The organism is Desulfocastanea catecholica, assembly GCF_054657295.1.
The window spans coordinates 1-15,447 of record NZ_BAAHYZ010000034.1 but is presented as its reverse complement, the minus strand read 5'-3'; the positions used below and the strand labels follow the sequence as shown (position 1 = coordinate 15,447).

Annotated in this window: 13 protein-coding genes and 2 pseudogenes; 8 read left to right on the top strand and 7 right to left on the bottom strand. The window is 46.3% G+C overall.

Features of this window, described 5'->3' with window-relative positions:
• Positions 1–807 precede the first annotated feature (807 nt).
• Entirely contained in the window at positions 808–1,347 is a 540-nt protein-coding gene (locus ACYQ8U_RS20375) for a YIP1 family protein (protein ID WP_459947406.1), read from the top strand.
• Positions 1,348–1,473: 126 nt separating this feature from the next.
• Here the strand turns inward: ACYQ8U_RS20375 and ACYQ8U_RS20370 are convergent, their stop codons facing one another.
• Positions 1,474–2,088, bottom strand: coding sequence for a poly-gamma-glutamate hydrolase family protein (locus ACYQ8U_RS20370; protein ID WP_459947405.1), 615 nt, complete (start codon positions 2,086–2,088; stop codon positions 1,474–1,476).
• Between the two features lie 468 nt (positions 2,089–2,556).
• On the opposite strand from ACYQ8U_RS20370, the gene ACYQ8U_RS20365 reads away from it, so the two are divergent.
• Entirely contained in the window at positions 2,557–3,156 is a 600-nt protein-coding gene (locus tag ACYQ8U_RS20365) for a hypothetical protein (RefSeq protein WP_459947404.1), read from the top strand.
• Here ACYQ8U_RS20365 and ACYQ8U_RS20360 read toward each other — a convergent pair.
• Genes ACYQ8U_RS20360 through ACYQ8U_RS20350 form a run of 3 tightly spaced genes read right to left on the bottom strand, consistent with a single transcriptional unit; the run spans position 3,143 to position 6,036 of the window.
• The gene (locus tag ACYQ8U_RS20360; protein ID WP_459947403.1) at positions 3,143–4,684 is read right to left on the bottom strand and encodes a hypothetical protein; all 1,542 of its coding nucleotides are present in this window, start codon (positions 4,682–4,684) and stop codon (positions 3,143–3,145) included. The genes ACYQ8U_RS20365 and ACYQ8U_RS20360 overlap by 14 nt on opposite strands.
• Positions 4,611–4,982, bottom strand: coding sequence for a hypothetical protein (locus tag ACYQ8U_RS20355; RefSeq protein ID WP_459947402.1), 372 nt, complete (start codon positions 4,980–4,982; stop codon positions 4,611–4,613). Before ACYQ8U_RS20355 ends, ACYQ8U_RS20360 begins: the two co-directional genes overlap by 74 nt.
• Complete coding sequence (locus tag ACYQ8U_RS20350; protein WP_459947401.1) at positions 4,960–6,036, bottom strand: transposase; 1,077 nt, start codon at positions 6,034–6,036, stop codon at positions 4,960–4,962. Before ACYQ8U_RS20350 ends, ACYQ8U_RS20355 begins: the two co-directional genes overlap by 23 nt.
• A 543-nt stretch (positions 6,037–6,579) precedes the next feature.
• Between ACYQ8U_RS20350 and ACYQ8U_RS20345 the strand changes: the two genes are divergently transcribed.
• The 6 genes and pseudogenes from ACYQ8U_RS20345 (at position 6,580) to ACYQ8U_RS20320 (ending at position 10,635) form a co-directional block, all read left to right on the top strand.
• Positions 6,580–7,380, top strand: a complete 801-nt coding sequence (locus ACYQ8U_RS20345; protein WP_459947400.1) for a DUF72 domain-containing protein — start codon at positions 6,580–6,582, stop codon at positions 7,378–7,380.
• A 130-nt stretch (positions 7,381–7,510) separates the two neighbouring features.
• Positions 7,511–8,503, top strand: a pseudogene (locus ACYQ8U_RS20340) (lysophospholipase).
• Between the two features lie 241 nt (positions 8,504–8,744).
• The gene (locus ACYQ8U_RS20335; protein WP_459947399.1) at positions 8,745–9,038 is read left to right on the top strand and encodes a helix-hairpin-helix domain-containing protein; all 294 of its coding nucleotides are present in this window, start codon (positions 8,745–8,747) and stop codon (positions 9,036–9,038) included.
• A gap of 4 nt (positions 9,039–9,042) precedes the next feature.
• Positions 9,043–9,408 (top strand): SpoIIAA family protein, encoded by a 366-nt coding sequence (locus tag ACYQ8U_RS20330; protein WP_459947398.1) that lies wholly within the window; start codon positions 9,043–9,045, stop codon positions 9,406–9,408.
• A 32-nt stretch (positions 9,409–9,440) separates the two neighbouring features.
• Entirely contained in the window at positions 9,441–9,962 is a 522-nt protein-coding gene (locus ACYQ8U_RS20325) for an O-acetyl-ADP-ribose deacetylase (protein WP_459947397.1), read from the top strand.
• 97 nt (positions 9,963–10,059) lie between these two features.
• On the top strand, positions 10,060–10,635 hold the full coding sequence (locus ACYQ8U_RS20320) for a tyrosine-type recombinase/integrase (protein ID WP_459947396.1): 576 nt from the start codon (positions 10,060–10,062) through the stop codon (positions 10,633–10,635).
• A 358-nt stretch (positions 10,636–10,993) separates the two neighbouring features.
• On the opposite strand, the gene ACYQ8U_RS20315 is transcribed toward ACYQ8U_RS20320, so the two are convergent.
• The 3 genes and pseudogenes from ACYQ8U_RS20315 to ACYQ8U_RS20305 form a co-directional block, all read right to left on the bottom strand.
• On the bottom strand, positions 10,994–12,148 hold the full coding sequence (locus tag ACYQ8U_RS20315; protein ID WP_459947395.1) for a hypothetical protein: 1,155 nt from the start codon (positions 12,146–12,148) through the stop codon (positions 10,994–10,996).
• A 1,085-nt stretch (positions 12,149–13,233) separates the two neighbouring features.
• Positions 13,234–14,499 (bottom strand): putative sensor domain DACNV-containing protein, encoded by a 1,266-nt coding sequence (locus ACYQ8U_RS20310; protein ID WP_459947394.1) that lies wholly within the window; start codon positions 14,497–14,499, stop codon positions 13,234–13,236.
• A gap of 521 nt (positions 14,500–15,020) precedes the next feature.
• A pseudogene (locus ACYQ8U_RS20305) lies at positions 15,021–15,447 on the bottom strand (MFS transporter); the annotation flags it as partial.

The following is a 15,447-nucleotide window of genomic DNA, read 5'->3' as shown; positions in this document are numbered from 1 at the left end:
GCCTGTCTCCTTGCAGTCGATTGCCCGGCAAATGGACCGGGCCTGAAGAGTTTAGAAAAGTAAACATATCATGATGTTACAGAAATGTCGGGTCGAAATACGGAAAGTTGCCATGCTGAAGATCAAAACTTTCACGGTTCGTTGTGGCTGGCCAATTTGGTCCAGCCATTCTAGTGTACGCCCGGCATGGGAGTGAAATAATGGGGTTAAAGTTCTCTGTAAATGTTCCTATGTTAGGTTGATAATCTAACATGAATTACTAGCCGAAGGCAAGGGCGATACCTTGAAGTGGGGTCTGAAGGAAGCCGGAGTGCAGGTAAGCGAGGTACGAGACTCCGAACTTGTGAGCTGACGGACAGAAACGTCATACAAGACCGAATCCCTGGGTAAGACAGGACCACATGTCAAAGCCCTAGGAACTGGGGTTACTGCAAATGGCGCGCTCGGAGTCTCCTTGCAGTCGCTTACCTGCACAAGAAAAGTTCACACCTTATGTCCGCCGAATTTTTTGGTTGGGATATTTTTTTCCTTAAAGGCTCGTTTTGACCATTAAAATGGTGCTTTCAAGACAGAAAACACTCCATTTTTTACATCTTTTGGTCGCTAAATCAGTCATTTGTCTTGGCCCGACCCCTTCTTGCCTACCTTCTATCTGCTGGCGAAGATTGTAAATATAGCCTACTATAGCACAAATCACATGACTTGGTTACATGACTTGGTTCACCCAAACTTCTGACTGAAATATCCAGAAAAAGAATCAGGCTGTCCTGAGTATAACCGGATCCCAAATTCAAGAGGTGTTATTTTATGACTAATCTTAAAGATCGTATGCTTCGCGCCGCAAAATTAGATGCTGACCTGTATGAAGAGGTTGAGGCGGACAAAAGTGCCATGCCTCAGGCCATGGGTGTTGTTGTGCTTTCCAGTGTAGCTGCCGGAATAGGTGGTATCGGAATGGGAGTGGGAGGGCCCGGCGGCATCCTGATGGGGATAGTTTTATCCCTTGCTGGGTGGTATATCTGGGCCTTTCTCACTTACTTTATCGGCACGAAATTACTTCCGGAGCCGCAAACCCATGCTGATCTCGGTGAATTGCTACGTACCATTGGCTTTTCCAGTTCTCCCGGCCTGATAAAAATATTAGGCATAATCCCGGGTCTGGGGGCGGTGGTGTTTTCGGTAGCTTCAATCTGGATGCTCGTAGCAATGGTGATCGCGGTCAGACAGGCCCTTGATTATAAAAGCACCTGGCGTGCTGTGGGGGTTTGCGTGATCGGCTGGGTTATCCAGACATTAATCTTGGTGTTGTTGTTTTCTTTTATGGGTGGTGGCGCGCCACCGGCCTGATAGTTTACTCACATAAAGCATGTCAAACAAATAGGAGGTATATTGGCTATAGAAAAGCCCAATTTCACCAGTGACCTACTGGAGCAGCAAAGTCGGGGAGGCGAGGATGTCGGGTGCAATCTATTATTAGATTGCACCTCCACGTTGCAAACCTCTACGCAGCACTTCTACAATCCTTTGAAATTCTGAAGTCTTTGTTTTTCTTCCCTCAGCCGAGAGAGAAAAAAAGAAGGTGGCTCTTAAACCTCTAGATAATTCGAGTTGAACCCCCATCTTGTTCTTACCTCGATTACAGATGTTCTGCAGTGCCTTTCCCTGAAGGTTTATGTTTTGATGTTCGCGGACGTCATAGCCATTTTCCGTTAGAGCCTCGCTGATGGTGTTGCGAAGATCGATGTCAGCTCCACCAATATAAACGACCTTGTCGGAACTTCGCTCACCGTGTAGTGCCAGGACAAAATCTGATTGCTCTACGACACCAACACATCTGGGCTCATCAAAATTTGTGCTTGTAATATGAAGATCAGAATTGCCCTGTGGCTTGGTCCCTTTTAATATTGCCAAATGCATGTCATGGGCGGCGACTGCATGCGCGAGTTCTGATGTTCCGGGCTCTATAGCGCCGCCATGGGGAGCCAAAATGACCGTTCTAGAATCGTCTCGGAGGCGCGTGACAACGCGAAAGTCGTGGCCTTCTTGTTCCGCTGCCTGGAGTTTGCCGAAGTCTTTGTACTTATCCATCAAACCGTTGAGTAATTACACGAAAGATGAAGTCGTATAGCTCTCCGCTAGGGATGATATACGAACGGGAGTGTAACCGATTGTCATCATGATCCACATATTTCCAATCAGTCTATACCATCGTCAGTCATCAAATGTAAGATTCCACGACAATTACAATAATGTAACACCTGTTACGACGTGACAGTGCCTTTCTGTATGATTACTTGTAGTTATACTGTTACCACCAGTTATTTGTCAATACAACTGCTTATTCATGCAAGTTCAGGAGGTTATATGACGGTGATCGCGTACTGTTCCCAGAAACTGGTGATATTAAAAGTGAATTGTTTCAAAAGAACGGATTAAGATTGGATGACATATGTGATGAACTCCAGGAGACAATCCACTGTCACCAACATGTGCTTTTTGGTATCCTGTCTTCAGATAAAATTTATGCCAGGAATTAAACACAATGGGTGAAACAACATGAGAACTTTACAGAAGAGTGGATTGAAAGGCAGTCTAAAATGGATACAGCTATTAATAAATGATCATCCATGCCTAATGACTGAGCAGATCGGTTCTTCTGCTATTGACTGGGTATCTCCATTGATAAATGACGATTTTGCAGAATATTGTGATAGTGATTTTCTGAAAATTTTGGGTTTGGAACACCTACAGGAGCAACTGAAGCACTTTTGGCCAAACAGCGGTCCTCAGTGGGATGCACTCGGAAAAAGCGATAACAAATATTTCTTAGTTGAAGCCAAAGCAAATATCCCTGAAATAAATTCTACTTGCAAGGCGAAAAATCCTCGCTCTGTATCCAAAATTGAACAGGCGATATCTGTTATAAAACAATATCTTAATGTTGAAAATGGCCAGGGATGGTTGGATGGGTATTACCAATATGCCAATCGCTTGGCTCATCTATTCTTTCTTAGGGAATTATGCGGAGTCGATGCTGAGCTAGTATTTGTTTATTTCTGCGATGATCCAACACACATTAGTTGTAACGGTGCCACAAAAATCCGAAAAAAAATTGCGTTTCAGGGTAACACTTCCCCTCCAGTTATAGAGCCATGAACTGCTCCGTTAAAGCGATTATTTCCTGTCGTTGAGCAAGAGTAATATTGCTGATCCCCGCCAGTGTATCCGAGATGGTGTTTTTCAAAACCCCCAGATAGCGATACTGTTTCTTAAGATTCAAAGCCATTTCCTTTGCCTGCCGCAGAGCGATCTCCTTGAGTGGCAGGCTTGGCAGGGAAATCGCAGTATGCAGCATATCCACCAGCACTTCCGGAATTAAATCGTCCTTTTCTTCTTTTGCCTGTTGTCTTTCCCGCTCTATCATCTGCAGATAGTTATAACGCCTACGGCAGTAGTCTTCATGCTGGGCGATATCAGCCTTGTTCTGGATGTTCTTGAGGATGCCGAAGAAATAGGCCAAGTTTTTTTTGGCGTCATCCCGGGAGATCGCGCCAAAGAACGCTGCTTCCGATTTGGCGATGGTGTCCAGATCATAATGGGCAATACACTTTTCGGCACGGGCCAGACTCGGTGCATCGGCAATCAGGTGGTGATGGTCGATGAGCCAATGAAGTCGATCTTGCTTGGCGGTATGGTCTGGTTTTTTATTCTGTTGTTGCGCTCTCCGGCGATAACACTCTTTGAGTTCAACCCGTGTTAGCGGTGCAATCGGCCAGTTCATTTCCGCCGTCGGCGAGTGGTCTGCGCCAAACCGCGGCAGACGGTTGCGCAGCGCGATATAGACCGTCACAATCTTTTCCAGGACGCTTTTCGCCAGGGTGCGAGGATTGGTCATGTCGATATGAATGGTGCCGATTATTTCGGCCATCTCCGAAAAGGCTCCCTCAACGCTGCCGTTGCCCTTGGGATTTGCCGGGCCAGCCGGGAGGATCTCGATATCGTGGTTTTTGAGAAATTCACGGGCTTTGTCGGAAAGGTTGGCCGTGCCGTGATCGGTCACTACCGCCAGGGGCGTTCCCCAGTCGGTTCGATGCATATTCATGACCTTGATGAACTCATCAGTGGTCTCGGTATCGGCGATACTGAATCCGCTATGCAGAAAGCTCTTCACATCCACACACAACTCCAGGTTGAAACGATGGTCTTCGCTGCCGACAAGCACTATAAATTCCTTGCCGTCCACGGCCACCAGGCCATTGGGGATGGTCTGGCGGAGGTGCTGATAAAAGCGCGGTCGACGTTTTTTCACTTTCACGCCATAAAGATCGTTGGCGATGAGAATCTCGCTCACGGTCTTACTGCTCAATTCGATCCCTTCTCCGGCCAGATGGCGAGTAAAGGCCTTGATTCTCAGGCTCTTGTTCGTTGCCTTCCGGTCGCGGGCCAGTTCCACCACCCGCCGTACCAGTTCCGCAGTGACCTTGGCCGCCTTGCCCCGACGATCCGGCAGGAGAATCGGTCGCATTTTTTCATCAAAAAGGCCATCCCATTCGGCCAGGGTGCTGATCTTGACGTGCAGGAGCCGGCAGATCTCCTGCAAGGACCGCTTTTCATTCCGCAGAAATTTTATCGCTTCCGTCTTTTCCGGGATTTCGCAGAGTTTTTTTTTCTGCGAGAAGTTCATCCACTTTGTGGATCTTCCAGGCCAGTTTCCGGCCCTCGTTCTCAAAGCGTACGTCGTCAAAGAGTTTTTTGAGCTTCTCATGTTCTTCCCTCAGACGTTCCAGTTCCTGCCTTAATTCCTCCGCTTCCTTTTCACCCGAGTCGACGTTACCCGCCCATTGGTAACCGGTCTTTCGCGAGATCCCCGCCAGATCGCAGATGCTTGTTACATCAACATCCCGCGGCAAACCCTTGGCATTGATGATCTTCCGACCCCGGATGAGGATGGCCGCTTCGTCAGGTTGCAGTTTGTCCGTCATTTTTCCCTCCCAGCACTGTCATGAGTTGGCCGAACAGGTAGATCTTTATCGTCCCGTCGGGGGTCAATACGACATTACAGAGATTCCGTGCAATTCCTTCCATGTTATAGCAGTTTTCCCGGTCCGGGTCGAGATGGTTGGCGATCGATTGGGCAACTTCCGCCGCTCGCCCATGAAAACGATCGGCCGGTACCAGCAGGCCGCCCAGCCCCTGATGGGTACGTTCGTAATTGTAATGCTTGACCCATTGCCCGATGGCCTCTTCAGCTTCGACCACACTGTCAAAGTGTTTCTGCCGGAGAAGTTCTTTCTGGATCTGTTTGTTCGTCGCTTCCACCTTGCCCAATGTTTGCGGATGATGCGGCCGGGCATGGGTCTGATGGATCTCGGCCATGTCCAGAAACTTCTCGAAACGATTGCAGCCGCTCCAGGAGTAAAAAACAAAACCGCGGTCACTCAAGATCTCTGCCATTTTGCCGTAGCGGTCCATGGCCTCCTGGACCAGCGCGATCACGCCATCGATCGAGGTCTCCGCTGTCAATCGCCAGCCCATGAGAAACCGGGAAAAATCGTCCTGGAGCAACAGCAGGTACACCTTGAGCTTGTTGATATAAAACTCCAGGATATCCATCTGGGCCAGTTCCAGCGGCCGCGTTGCCTCAAAACGTTGCACTTCTTTTGCTTTCGAATTCCTTTTTTTTCCCTGGTAGCCACCCGCCTGCATGATCCGTTGCACCGTGCGTGTCGACACGGTCATTCCCTGGCGCCGCAGTTGATTCCGTACCTGGCCTGGACCGAAGCCCGGATGACGTTCCCAGGTCTCAAGTATCGCCTTTTCCTGGCCCTCGGTGATCCGCTTTTCCCCTCGTCCCCGAGTAGGAGTCGTTCGGGCAAGAAATGCCTCCTCTCCCAAGGCTTCCAGCTGACGGCGCCAATCATATATCGTTGTGTAATGCACTTCCGCCAATACCGCCGCTTTCTTGATTCCGATGCCCTTGGCGCTTTCCAATACTGCTAGCTTTTGTTGCTGATTGAAATGCTTGCCTGGTTTCATAACACTTCCTCCTTGTTGGTTGGGGAGGGGAAGTGTTACCTTAATTCAGGCTCTTTTTTCCGGATTTATAGTAGCCGATACAATTAGTACCTCTCGGGGAGAATGGCACACTGCTTTATCTGACCAGAAAAAGGTCATGGGGATCGGTAAGATTGAGCATGTAACCGAGCTATTTATCAATTGTCACAAGATAAAGTGAAAATGACCTCGTTACCGACCAATAAAAAACAGTCAACTATTTTCAATAGGGATATTTTTTTAGGTCGAGAGGGCGTTCACTGAAATTATTCCTTATGTATCTTTTGTCGTGACTCCGGGGATTTGAGATTCATGGGGTTACTGAGCATTCTAAAACCCACGAAAATACTCGTTTTGAGCGATTTCTATCTGTCGAATAGCATTGGTCGGCTATGATTAAAATCGCCCTTATCGCTGAAATTTCATAGATAAAATAGTGGAATATAAATATTGTTGTATGATCAATAACAAATCAGAATTCTGAGCCAGTCGTTTGGAAAATAATGGACATAACTATAAGATACAATGACGAAAAATATTGACGCATCTTGGAAGAAACTTCCAAATTTGGATAAGGATTGTTTTGGTTGTGGATTAGAGAATCATTCTGGCCTGCACATGACCTTTGAGACGAATGGAGAACAAATTCGATCTAAAATAAACGTTCCTCAACAATTTCGAGGATGGAGCAAACTGGTACATGGTGGCGTAATTTCAACCATTCTAGATGAGACAATGAGCTGGTCGGTGATATTTCTTTTGAAAAGGTTCATATTGACCAAACAAATGACAATTCAGTTTCATCGACCGGTATATGTCGGATCATCTCTCTGTGGTATTGGTTCTATAAAAGAATATCTCAACAAGCAAAAGATGGGCGGGGTAGGGGAGTTTGTCGATAAGTTCGGAGAATTTGCTGCACAGCTTCCTGCAGGGTTCAAGTACTGTGTAGAGATCAGGAACCCAAATTATTTGACGAACAAGTACTTTGATTTTCTGGCGATGACTGGATTGCATCATGTTTTTTTGCATGGGTATTATATGGCATCCATTTTTGACGTATACAAACAATTCAAAGTGAAGATCCAGTCACTTAGAGTTATCCGGTTGCATGGCGGCAATCGTAAGGAAATGGAAGAGCAAACCGGCAATGATTGGAGTCAGTTCGTAGCACCCAAAGATGAAGATCTTTATTCCCTGGCAACAATGTTGACTGATCTGAGGTCCCGAAATATTGAGACCTTTCTATATGTGAACAATCATTTTGAGGGGTCGGCACCAAGGACTATTGTCAGGATAAACGAGTTGTTGAAGAAAAAAAAATAATCTGACATCTCTAAAGGCGGGAATTGCTATATTTTGGGAAGGAGAAAACAGAATCATTTTAAAGATAACGCACCATTCTCCGACCCTACCAGTGAGAACCTGGGCCTAAGTTCTTTATCTAAATGATATTATGATGAAAATATGTCTGAAGTCGAAAGTTTTCATTCTCTGTACTAAGGTAGCTGTTTTGTGTTTATTGACGGCATGTTCACCGAATCTTACAACATCGCCAGGTTCCCCGTCTTCATTTTCATCCCCACATATTACGGGACACATTTTCGTATCATTCGAGAATACCGAATTGCCACTCAGAATTTGGCTCCCCGCTGATGAAATAAAGGGGGTGGTCATTGCACTACATGGTTTCAACGATTATTCAAATTTTATCAAGGATGCTGCACAGTTCTTTATTGAGCGAAAGTTGGCCATTTATGCTTACGATCAAAGAGGATTTGGAGAAAGCATAACACGTGGCAGATGGAGCGGTTGGTAAGCAATGACAGATGATTTAGTCACTTTTGTTACAGTCATTAAACATGTACATCCAGGTATTCCTGTGTATATCCTTGGCGACAGTATGGGTGGGGCAATTGTCGTTGTCACCATGGCTCAGAGCAATCCTCCAGATGTACAAGGAGTTATATTGGTTGCTCCTGCAGTATGGGCTCGTTCTGAAATGCCTTTGTACCAAAGGTTCGCGTTATGGATTGGAGCTCATACGATACCCTGGAAAAAAGTGACCGGGCAATCCCTTGGGATTATTGCTTCAGATAATATTGAGATGCTCAGGAAGTTGGGCAAGGATCCTCTCGTTATAAAAGAAACCAGAATCGAAGTGCTTTACGGTTTGTCGAATTTGATGGACAAGGCTTTTGATAGCGCAGAACGATTTAGAAATACATCTCTGATTTTATATGGTGAAAAAGACCAAATTATTCCCAGAGAACCTGTTTTCGACTTCTACAAACGATTACCTTTAAGATCTCGAGACCAGCAACGAATGATTCTATATGAAAATGGCTATCATATGCTGTTAAGAGATCTTCAATCTGCAAAGGTAGTGACAGATATTGTTGGATGGATCGATGACAAAACAAAACCCTCATTCTATGCTAAAAATTGATCGCTCAAATTTTTTCAAAAATTGTTATCCTAAGCGATTTCAGGGTGTCGAATATCATTGGTCGGATATGGGGAAATCACCCTTATTGCGCATACTTGATGGGTGGAATGGAGAGAATAGCTATTAGTCGATCTTTGAAACGATGGAACAAAATAGTCTGTCGATGGTGTCCTTGATTAACCTGTAGAAACCTAGATGTAAATGTTTATACTATATTCAGATAAATTGAGCGTGCTTAACAATGAAAAATCCTGACAGACAAAAAGTAACAGACCTTACGGATCTGCCTAATGTCGGTAGAGCTATTGCTCGTGATCTTCGCCTGGTTGGGATTCAAAAACCTACAGATCTCATCGGTCAAAATGCTTATCGGCTACACGATGAATTATGCCGGGTAACAGGAGAGAAACATGATCCCTGTGTGATTGATGTTTTTCTTGCTGTTATAGACTTTATGGAAGGTGGAGATCCTGTTCCTTGGTGGGAATTTACTGCTGAACGGAAAAGGCATACTACTGGGGATCATAAGAGGTAATTTGATGATAGAGATAATTGATATTGGTGTTGAAAATGCTGTTGCCTATCGCTTGGAAGGAAAGATCACTGAAGAGGAAATGACTTCGATCTTAACTCTATTCAAAGAGAAGATAGAAAAAGGTGAAAAACTCATAGTGTATCAGGAAGTTGTAAGTATTGGCGGTGCGGAGTTCGATGCCATGATTGAGAAATTTAAATTCATTCGTGATTTTGGTTTCTCACATTTTGATCGGATAGCAGTGGTTACTCATAAGAAATGGCTCCACAAAATTGTCGATCTTGAAGACAAAATATTTCGAAATATAGACATGAAGGGGTTTTCTGTTGATCAAAAAAAACAGGCTGTTGAGTTTTTGAAGAATACATAACCAAGAGTAATTTATGCCTATAGGAACTTACAATGGAACCTATTCAGATTGTTATTACAGATATCACCAAATTGGAGGTTGATGCAATAGTCAACGCTGCAAATAATAGCCTTTTAGGTGGTGGTGGAGTTGATGGAGCAATACATAGAGCAGCTGGCCCCGAATTAGTAAAAGAGTGTAGAGCTCTCAATGGTTGCGCTACTGGGGATGCAAAAATAACTCATGGATATAATCTTCCTGCAAAATTTGTAATTCATACTGTCGGACCCATATGGAAAGGTGGAAGTAACAACGAAAGATCTTTACTGGCCTCATGTTATAGAAAGAGTTTTCAATGTGGAGTTGATAATGACTGTAAGACCATAGCTTTTCCTGCCATCAGTTGTGGAGCATATGGCTTTCCAATTGCCGAAGCCTGTGATATTGCAATGCGTGAAGTGCGTAATTTCTTAGACAAGACTGATGCAATTAGCACTGTTTATTTTGCTTGTTTTTCACCAGAGATAGAAAAAGAATTACGCAGGGCTAAAGAAGCTCAGGCGATTTTATTATGAAAACCACAATATCTGATATTTACAAAGGTTGGACTATTGTAGGTACACAACCCTTTCGGCTTTTTTCAACCTCATTATCAACACTCTACATTCTCAGATGAAGAATCCATGCCTGTCTCCAGCCGTCAAAAACCTCTTTCAGAAACCCAAAACATCTCACTGGACTATATTTGATAAAGACACAATCGATGAAGCAATTTTCAAGACACTGAATATCCGAGACAGGCTGCTCCTTGAGTTGATGGCCCGAGGTGCTATGAGAATAAGCGAAGTACTTGGACTGAGGCCGAATGATATTGATGGGCAGAAACTTTTACTCCATACACCGAAAAGTGGTCGGGAGCAGGAAATTGTCTTCATACCCAAAAAATTGAGCATCCGCCTGCTGTATTACGTCCGAGACAATTGCATTCCTTCAGACCAGTTAATATTTCCGATTACCTACGCTGGTGCTAGAAAAATAGTTGTAAAGGTTGGAAATATGGTAGGTATCAAACTTCGTCGACATGACCTTCGTCGCCATGCCGCTACCTATGCCTCCCGCTCAGGAGTTCCGATAGAGATTGTCAGTAAGGTCCTCCTTAGGCATGCGGATCTATCTACCAAACAAGGGTATCTCGGTAAGGTGTCCGAACATGAGGCAATCAGGTGGATCAAAGGCTTACATGGATAGGGCTACAGTAGTAAAGTTAACCGAGAAGCCATCTGAAAAGGTAAGACGTTAGATGTGGCAATATTAACGTCCACGATCACTTGCCCGGATACCGCGCCACTTTCGCCTGGAATGGAAGGCTGATGAATGTTTCCGTCTCGTGCCTTTTTCCATTCCTGCTCCATGATTTAGCCCATAAGAGGACATTATTTGTAGCAGATTTTCCACCTAACGGGATTTCGACATCAAATACTTGCCACAAATGCCTGACGAAACCCCTTTTAGGCTAATTGGAAAAAGAGAAAAAGGAAAATGGAGAAGCGCGATCCAGGGATCGTTGCAGTGCCCTTACGTCCCTTTTAGCGGAGAGATCCTGGTATTATTCGCCATCCGCCCTTTTATTCAGCAGGAGGAACATGAATGGCAGATCGTTCCTGCCGAAATTTTCGCACTGGTCCTCCATGGAGCCCTTGACGATATTATTCTCGCCGGTTGGCGGCGGGACGTTTTCTTTGCACTGCAGGTTGCCGTCGATGGTGTTGCGGATGATGGATAAACCTCCAGTGTTATAGAACGCCTGCAGATTGCCGCCGATGGTATTGTCGGCAGCGTGCAGGGAGCGTGTGTTGTCGTCGAACTGCAGGTCGCCGTCAATGTCCACACCGCGGATATCGGCTGCTCCCGATCCGAAGATCTGGATGCTGCCGCCGACGAAGGAACCGGGGGAGACGTTCACCAGGGCGGCTGCGCCGTCAGTCTGGATATTGCCATCAACGCGGGCGGCGTTAGCGTACAGGGTAGCGTTCCTGTACACCTTGATGTTGCCACTTACCCGAGTGGAGTTCAGAGTGCAGGTGGCGCCGGGCGGGACATCCAGGTTGTCCACGGTGACCGCGTCCAGCGTACCGGTACAGTTCTGGCCGGACGGAGGAGGCGGCGGCACGGGTGGAGTGCCGTCGAAATTTGCGCACTGGTCTTCCATGCTTCCTTCGACGACATTGCCACCGCCGGTCGGCGCCGGGACGTTCTCCTTGCACTGCAGGTTGCCGTCGACTCTGTTATTGAAGATCGAAACCCCGCCTGTGTTCTGGAATGCCTGCAGGTTGCCGCCGATGATGTTGCCAGCGGCGTTCAGGGAGCGAGTGTTGTCGTCAAACAGCAGATCGCTGTCGATGTCAACGCCGCTGATATCGGCTGCACCAGATTGTTTGATCTGGATGCTGCCGCCGACGAAGGAACCGGGGGAGACGTTCACCCGGGCGGCGGAGCCGACAGTCTGGATATTGCCGACCACGTGGACGGTATTGGCGTACAGGCTGGCGTTACTGTCCACTGTAATATTGCCTTCCACCCGGGTGCCGTTGAGGGTGCAGGTGGCCACTGGTGGGACGTAGACGTTGTCCTTGGTAATCTGGCCGACCGTACTTTCGCAGCGGTAGTCATCCGCCAGAGCGTTGCGGTTGTCGGCGACCGATGATGTCAGGGCCATGGCAACAATAAACAACACTGTTTTCCAGAGGGGTTTGCAGTGCATATCAACTCCTTGCCGTTCTCTTGCCGGCTGATGGTAATATGATATTCAAAACAGGCTGCATCCCCCGCTCGTCTTTCCTTAACGCCGCCCGACAACTATGTGGAAAACATCGCTTTGCAGGAGTTTGCCGGGGACCATAACCCCTTGGACAATACTTCCACATAATAAAGTAAATTATATTCCCGTTCTTTTGGCAAGGTGGCCGTTGGCCGTTCAAGGCCATGAGCGTCTCGCGCGAGTTCTACCAGGACTTCAACCGCTCTGGAATTCAATCCTTTTTCAGCACCAACGCTTTAAATCTTTGTGAGAAAATTACTCCTTCTTCAACTGAGTCCCAAAGTAATTCTGCCGACCAGTAATCCAGTCTTTTTTGATGTTATACAGAGAGATGGTGCGTCAGGCAACCTGAAAGATACCTCAAAAGTATGGAGCAACTTCAGTTTGAAGATTTGCAATGCCAACCTTATACGATACGTCAGTCATCCTGATGAAGATGTTTCCTTAGTCCGTTAGCCACTCCTGTTACTAAACCGCACGATGGGGTGTACTTGAATCGAGCGTCTACGTTATAAATTCTTCCAGAGATTATGTTTGATGGTCGCTTCAGTATTGGTGATAGGCCACCTGACTGTTACCTCAACAGCATCAACCAGGCTAATAAAACGTAGCCGATATTTATCGCTGGACATTGGTCGTAAATCCCATTACTGAGCAATGGGATCCTTGGGCAATACCTAGCAATTTTTTCAAAAAGATTAAGAAGGAATTGAACAAGACGCAATCAGAGTTTTGGCAACCGTTTTCGGGTGTTTATTTCAGCCTTTTCCGTGTGGATTCGTGTGTGACTTTGATAAGCCAAGTGGAGTAGATGTATAGCCAAAGCAGCCTTTTTAAACCTCATTATCAATACCTCAATCCCGGATATGAGGAGCTCTCGCCTGTCTGCTGTTGTTAAAATCTTTTTCAGAAACCTAAAGCATCTCATTGTACAATATTTGATAAAGACACCTTAAATGAGCCCCCCGATTTAGTAACCTTTCACAGTCCAATTAATATTTGCCAGTCCCAGCACAATGATGTTTTTTTTACAACAGATCCATTTCTGCAAATAGGGCGTAACTCCATAGAGCGGCTCCCAGTCCTTCAGGGACAACAGCCAATTCGCCCTGCTGAATAACGATGAGATCGTTGGTCTCAGTATCAGAGGATATAAAGGAGACATGGCCATCTTGAGACACAACAATAGCAACTGCCCCTGGTTGAGCATTGGCAAAATGGGCCGCTGACTGGTGTCTGGTTCCACCCAAATTCATGAGGTTCACTGTTGTGCCGTTGTCTCCTTCTACCGGTTTATATACGCGTATATTTGCCGGAGGAGTCTGGTTCTGGGCAGGGGTTATTTTCGCGCCAAAACAATAGACAAATCGGTCAAAAGACATGATCAGTGCGCCATCTACGGCAGTCAGTCTGGCGATATGTTTACATTGCTGGTCTAACTGGTGGCCCAGACGTTCGAGATGCTCCCTTTCCGCAGTTGTTTTGCTCTGGGATGCTGCACCGAAGAAATTTTTAACGGTAGTTATCAAGGAAGGTTTTTTAGTCACATCGTAATCACTTTCAAGAAAGACTGCCCCACCGGTATAGGGGACAGGGGTATCAATCGAACGCTGCCATTCGCCATCCTCAGGTACCACCAGCAGGGTTCCTCCTCTAGCATGTGCACGCATTTGTCTCGCGGTGTTCAAGAGCGACATATAACGCAGTAGATAGAGTATCCTATCTTTCTGTTTATCTTTTGGTGATGTTAGCTTAGGTATGACTGTTCTCATCAAGGAAGAGTGATTAATAAAAAACGCCTCATTGCCAGACAGTGCTGCAAGGCTTTTTCCTCCAAAAGTTATCAGCACACCCCCTGGTGCCATGGCTTCAACACAGAGGTTGGGGATAAGTGTGTTGACAGAACGTGTTCTAAATCCCCAGACAACTAATTTCTCGTCTTCGTTTGGCCAGACAGAGATATCAGCCCGTGGATTTTCGAGCGCTGCACCTAATTTTACTAGGTTGTTGACATCAAAGCTGATCGGCTTGTCAAAGATGAACGTATCGAAGGAGTCTTCTGCTGGACTGAGGATGATCGATATGGTCACAGAATTACCTTCGTCGGTGGCAAAGCTTGACCATACAGCAGCGTCGATGATTTGCGAAATAAGTTGCTGCGATGGAATTAAGGAAATATTCTGGAAGAGGCTGCCAACGATTGTGGTTGGCATAGTTGATTCAATCAACAGATGGATTCGTCTCGATAATTCTTCAATGAATCCGGGATTTAATGTATAGGCTGTGTGGATCATAGGGTATAGCTATATGCTGATCGTTTGAGGAAGGTTAGTGCATCGTGGCCCAATAGGTTGCTTAAATGTTTCTGCTAATTACTCCTGAATGATTGGTTCACTGAGAAATGGTGCAACCTCAGAACAACCTAACCAGAGGATTGCTGTAGTCAACAGTCGAGCCGCCCAGGGAGTCTCACCCCCAGGCTCTTACAGATCTGGACGTGAGCCTCTCGATTCATCCGGTTCCTCATGTCCCTTCCCTTCGCTCCATCTCCATTACAGAGACCTCATAACTCCTACAAGGTAATCCGCCCCTGTGCTCCGCATCGGTACTCTGATCCTGATGGGTTCACCACTTGGATTTCTCCCTTAGCATCGGAACGACAGGTTCCCACGTTCCACTCGAAAGCCAAGACCATGTTCACGCCACCTTTATGCCGGTCGCCGTTCGGGCAATAAACAGGCTCCTCCCGAACTTATCCTGGGATGGAAATAGGTCCCAGGCTCCCAGAGAGATCATCCATACCAGCTTTACTTTATCAGGATGGAGGTTGGATAATAAACGGTCTGTTGTGGCACAGCAGCCAAAATATACAACAAACCATACCTACACCAATCTGAATATGACCGAGATTCATTACAAGGGTACCAGGCCAAAGCGTGACCAGTTGCATTCCCATGCTTCCCAAGAACATTGCAAAAAAATTAATAAGCGCTGATGCGGATCCTGAATCCTCCTCCTGTTGTTCCAGCATCAAATGAGTACCTGGAACTCGCACCGTGATTGCCGCCATTGTAACCATTCCGACCGACAAGGCAAGCAACCAGGGAGACATATGACCAAAGACGGAAACAACTATTCCGCAAACAGCCATCAAAATAAAGCACCCGGTAATAATCAGTTTTGGTTCGACATGTCTCCTCATCCGCATATAGATCGTGGGGCCGACCATGGCACATGTGGCG

Excerpts from the sequence above, each read along its gene's own strand:
- ACYQ8U_RS20375 (WP_459947406.1), top strand. The coding sequence starts at position 808 with ATGACTAATCTTAAAGATCGTATGCTTCGCGCCGCAAAATTAGATGCT.
- ACYQ8U_RS20370 (WP_459947405.1), bottom strand. The coding sequence starts at position 2,088 with ATGGATAAGTACAAAGACTTCGGCAAACTCCAGGCAGCGGAACAAGAA.
- ACYQ8U_RS20365 (WP_459947404.1), top strand. The coding sequence starts at position 2,557 with ATGAGAACTTTACAGAAGAGTGGATTGAAAGGCAGTCTAAAATGGATA.
- ACYQ8U_RS20360 (WP_459947403.1), bottom strand. The coding sequence starts at position 4,684 with ATGAACTTCTCGCAGAAAAAAAAACTCTGCGAAATCCCGGAAAAGACG.
- ACYQ8U_RS20355 (WP_459947402.1), bottom strand. The coding sequence starts at position 4,982 with ATGACGGACAAACTGCAACCTGACGAAGCGGCCATCCTCATCCGGGGT.
- ACYQ8U_RS20350 (WP_459947401.1), bottom strand. The coding sequence starts at position 6,036 with ATGAAACCAGGCAAGCATTTCAATCAGCAACAAAAGCTAGCAGTATTG.
- ACYQ8U_RS20345 (WP_459947400.1), top strand. The coding sequence starts at position 6,580 with ATGACGAAAAATATTGACGCATCTTGGAAGAAACTTCCAAATTTGGAT.
- ACYQ8U_RS20335 (WP_459947399.1), top strand. The coding sequence starts at position 8,745 with ATGAAAAATCCTGACAGACAAAAAGTAACAGACCTTACGGATCTGCCT.
- ACYQ8U_RS20330 (WP_459947398.1), top strand. The coding sequence starts at position 9,043 with ATGATAGAGATAATTGATATTGGTGTTGAAAATGCTGTTGCCTATCGC.
- ACYQ8U_RS20325 (WP_459947397.1), top strand. The coding sequence starts at position 9,441 with ATGGAACCTATTCAGATTGTTATTACAGATATCACCAAATTGGAGGTT.
- ACYQ8U_RS20320 (WP_459947396.1), top strand. The coding sequence starts at position 10,060 with ATGAAGAATCCATGCCTGTCTCCAGCCGTCAAAAACCTCTTTCAGAAA.
- ACYQ8U_RS20315 (WP_459947395.1), bottom strand. The coding sequence starts at position 12,148 with ATGCACTGCAAACCCCTCTGGAAAACAGTGTTGTTTATTGTTGCCATG.
- ACYQ8U_RS20310 (WP_459947394.1), bottom strand. The coding sequence starts at position 14,499 with ATGATCCACACAGCCTATACATTAAATCCCGGATTCATTGAAGAATTA.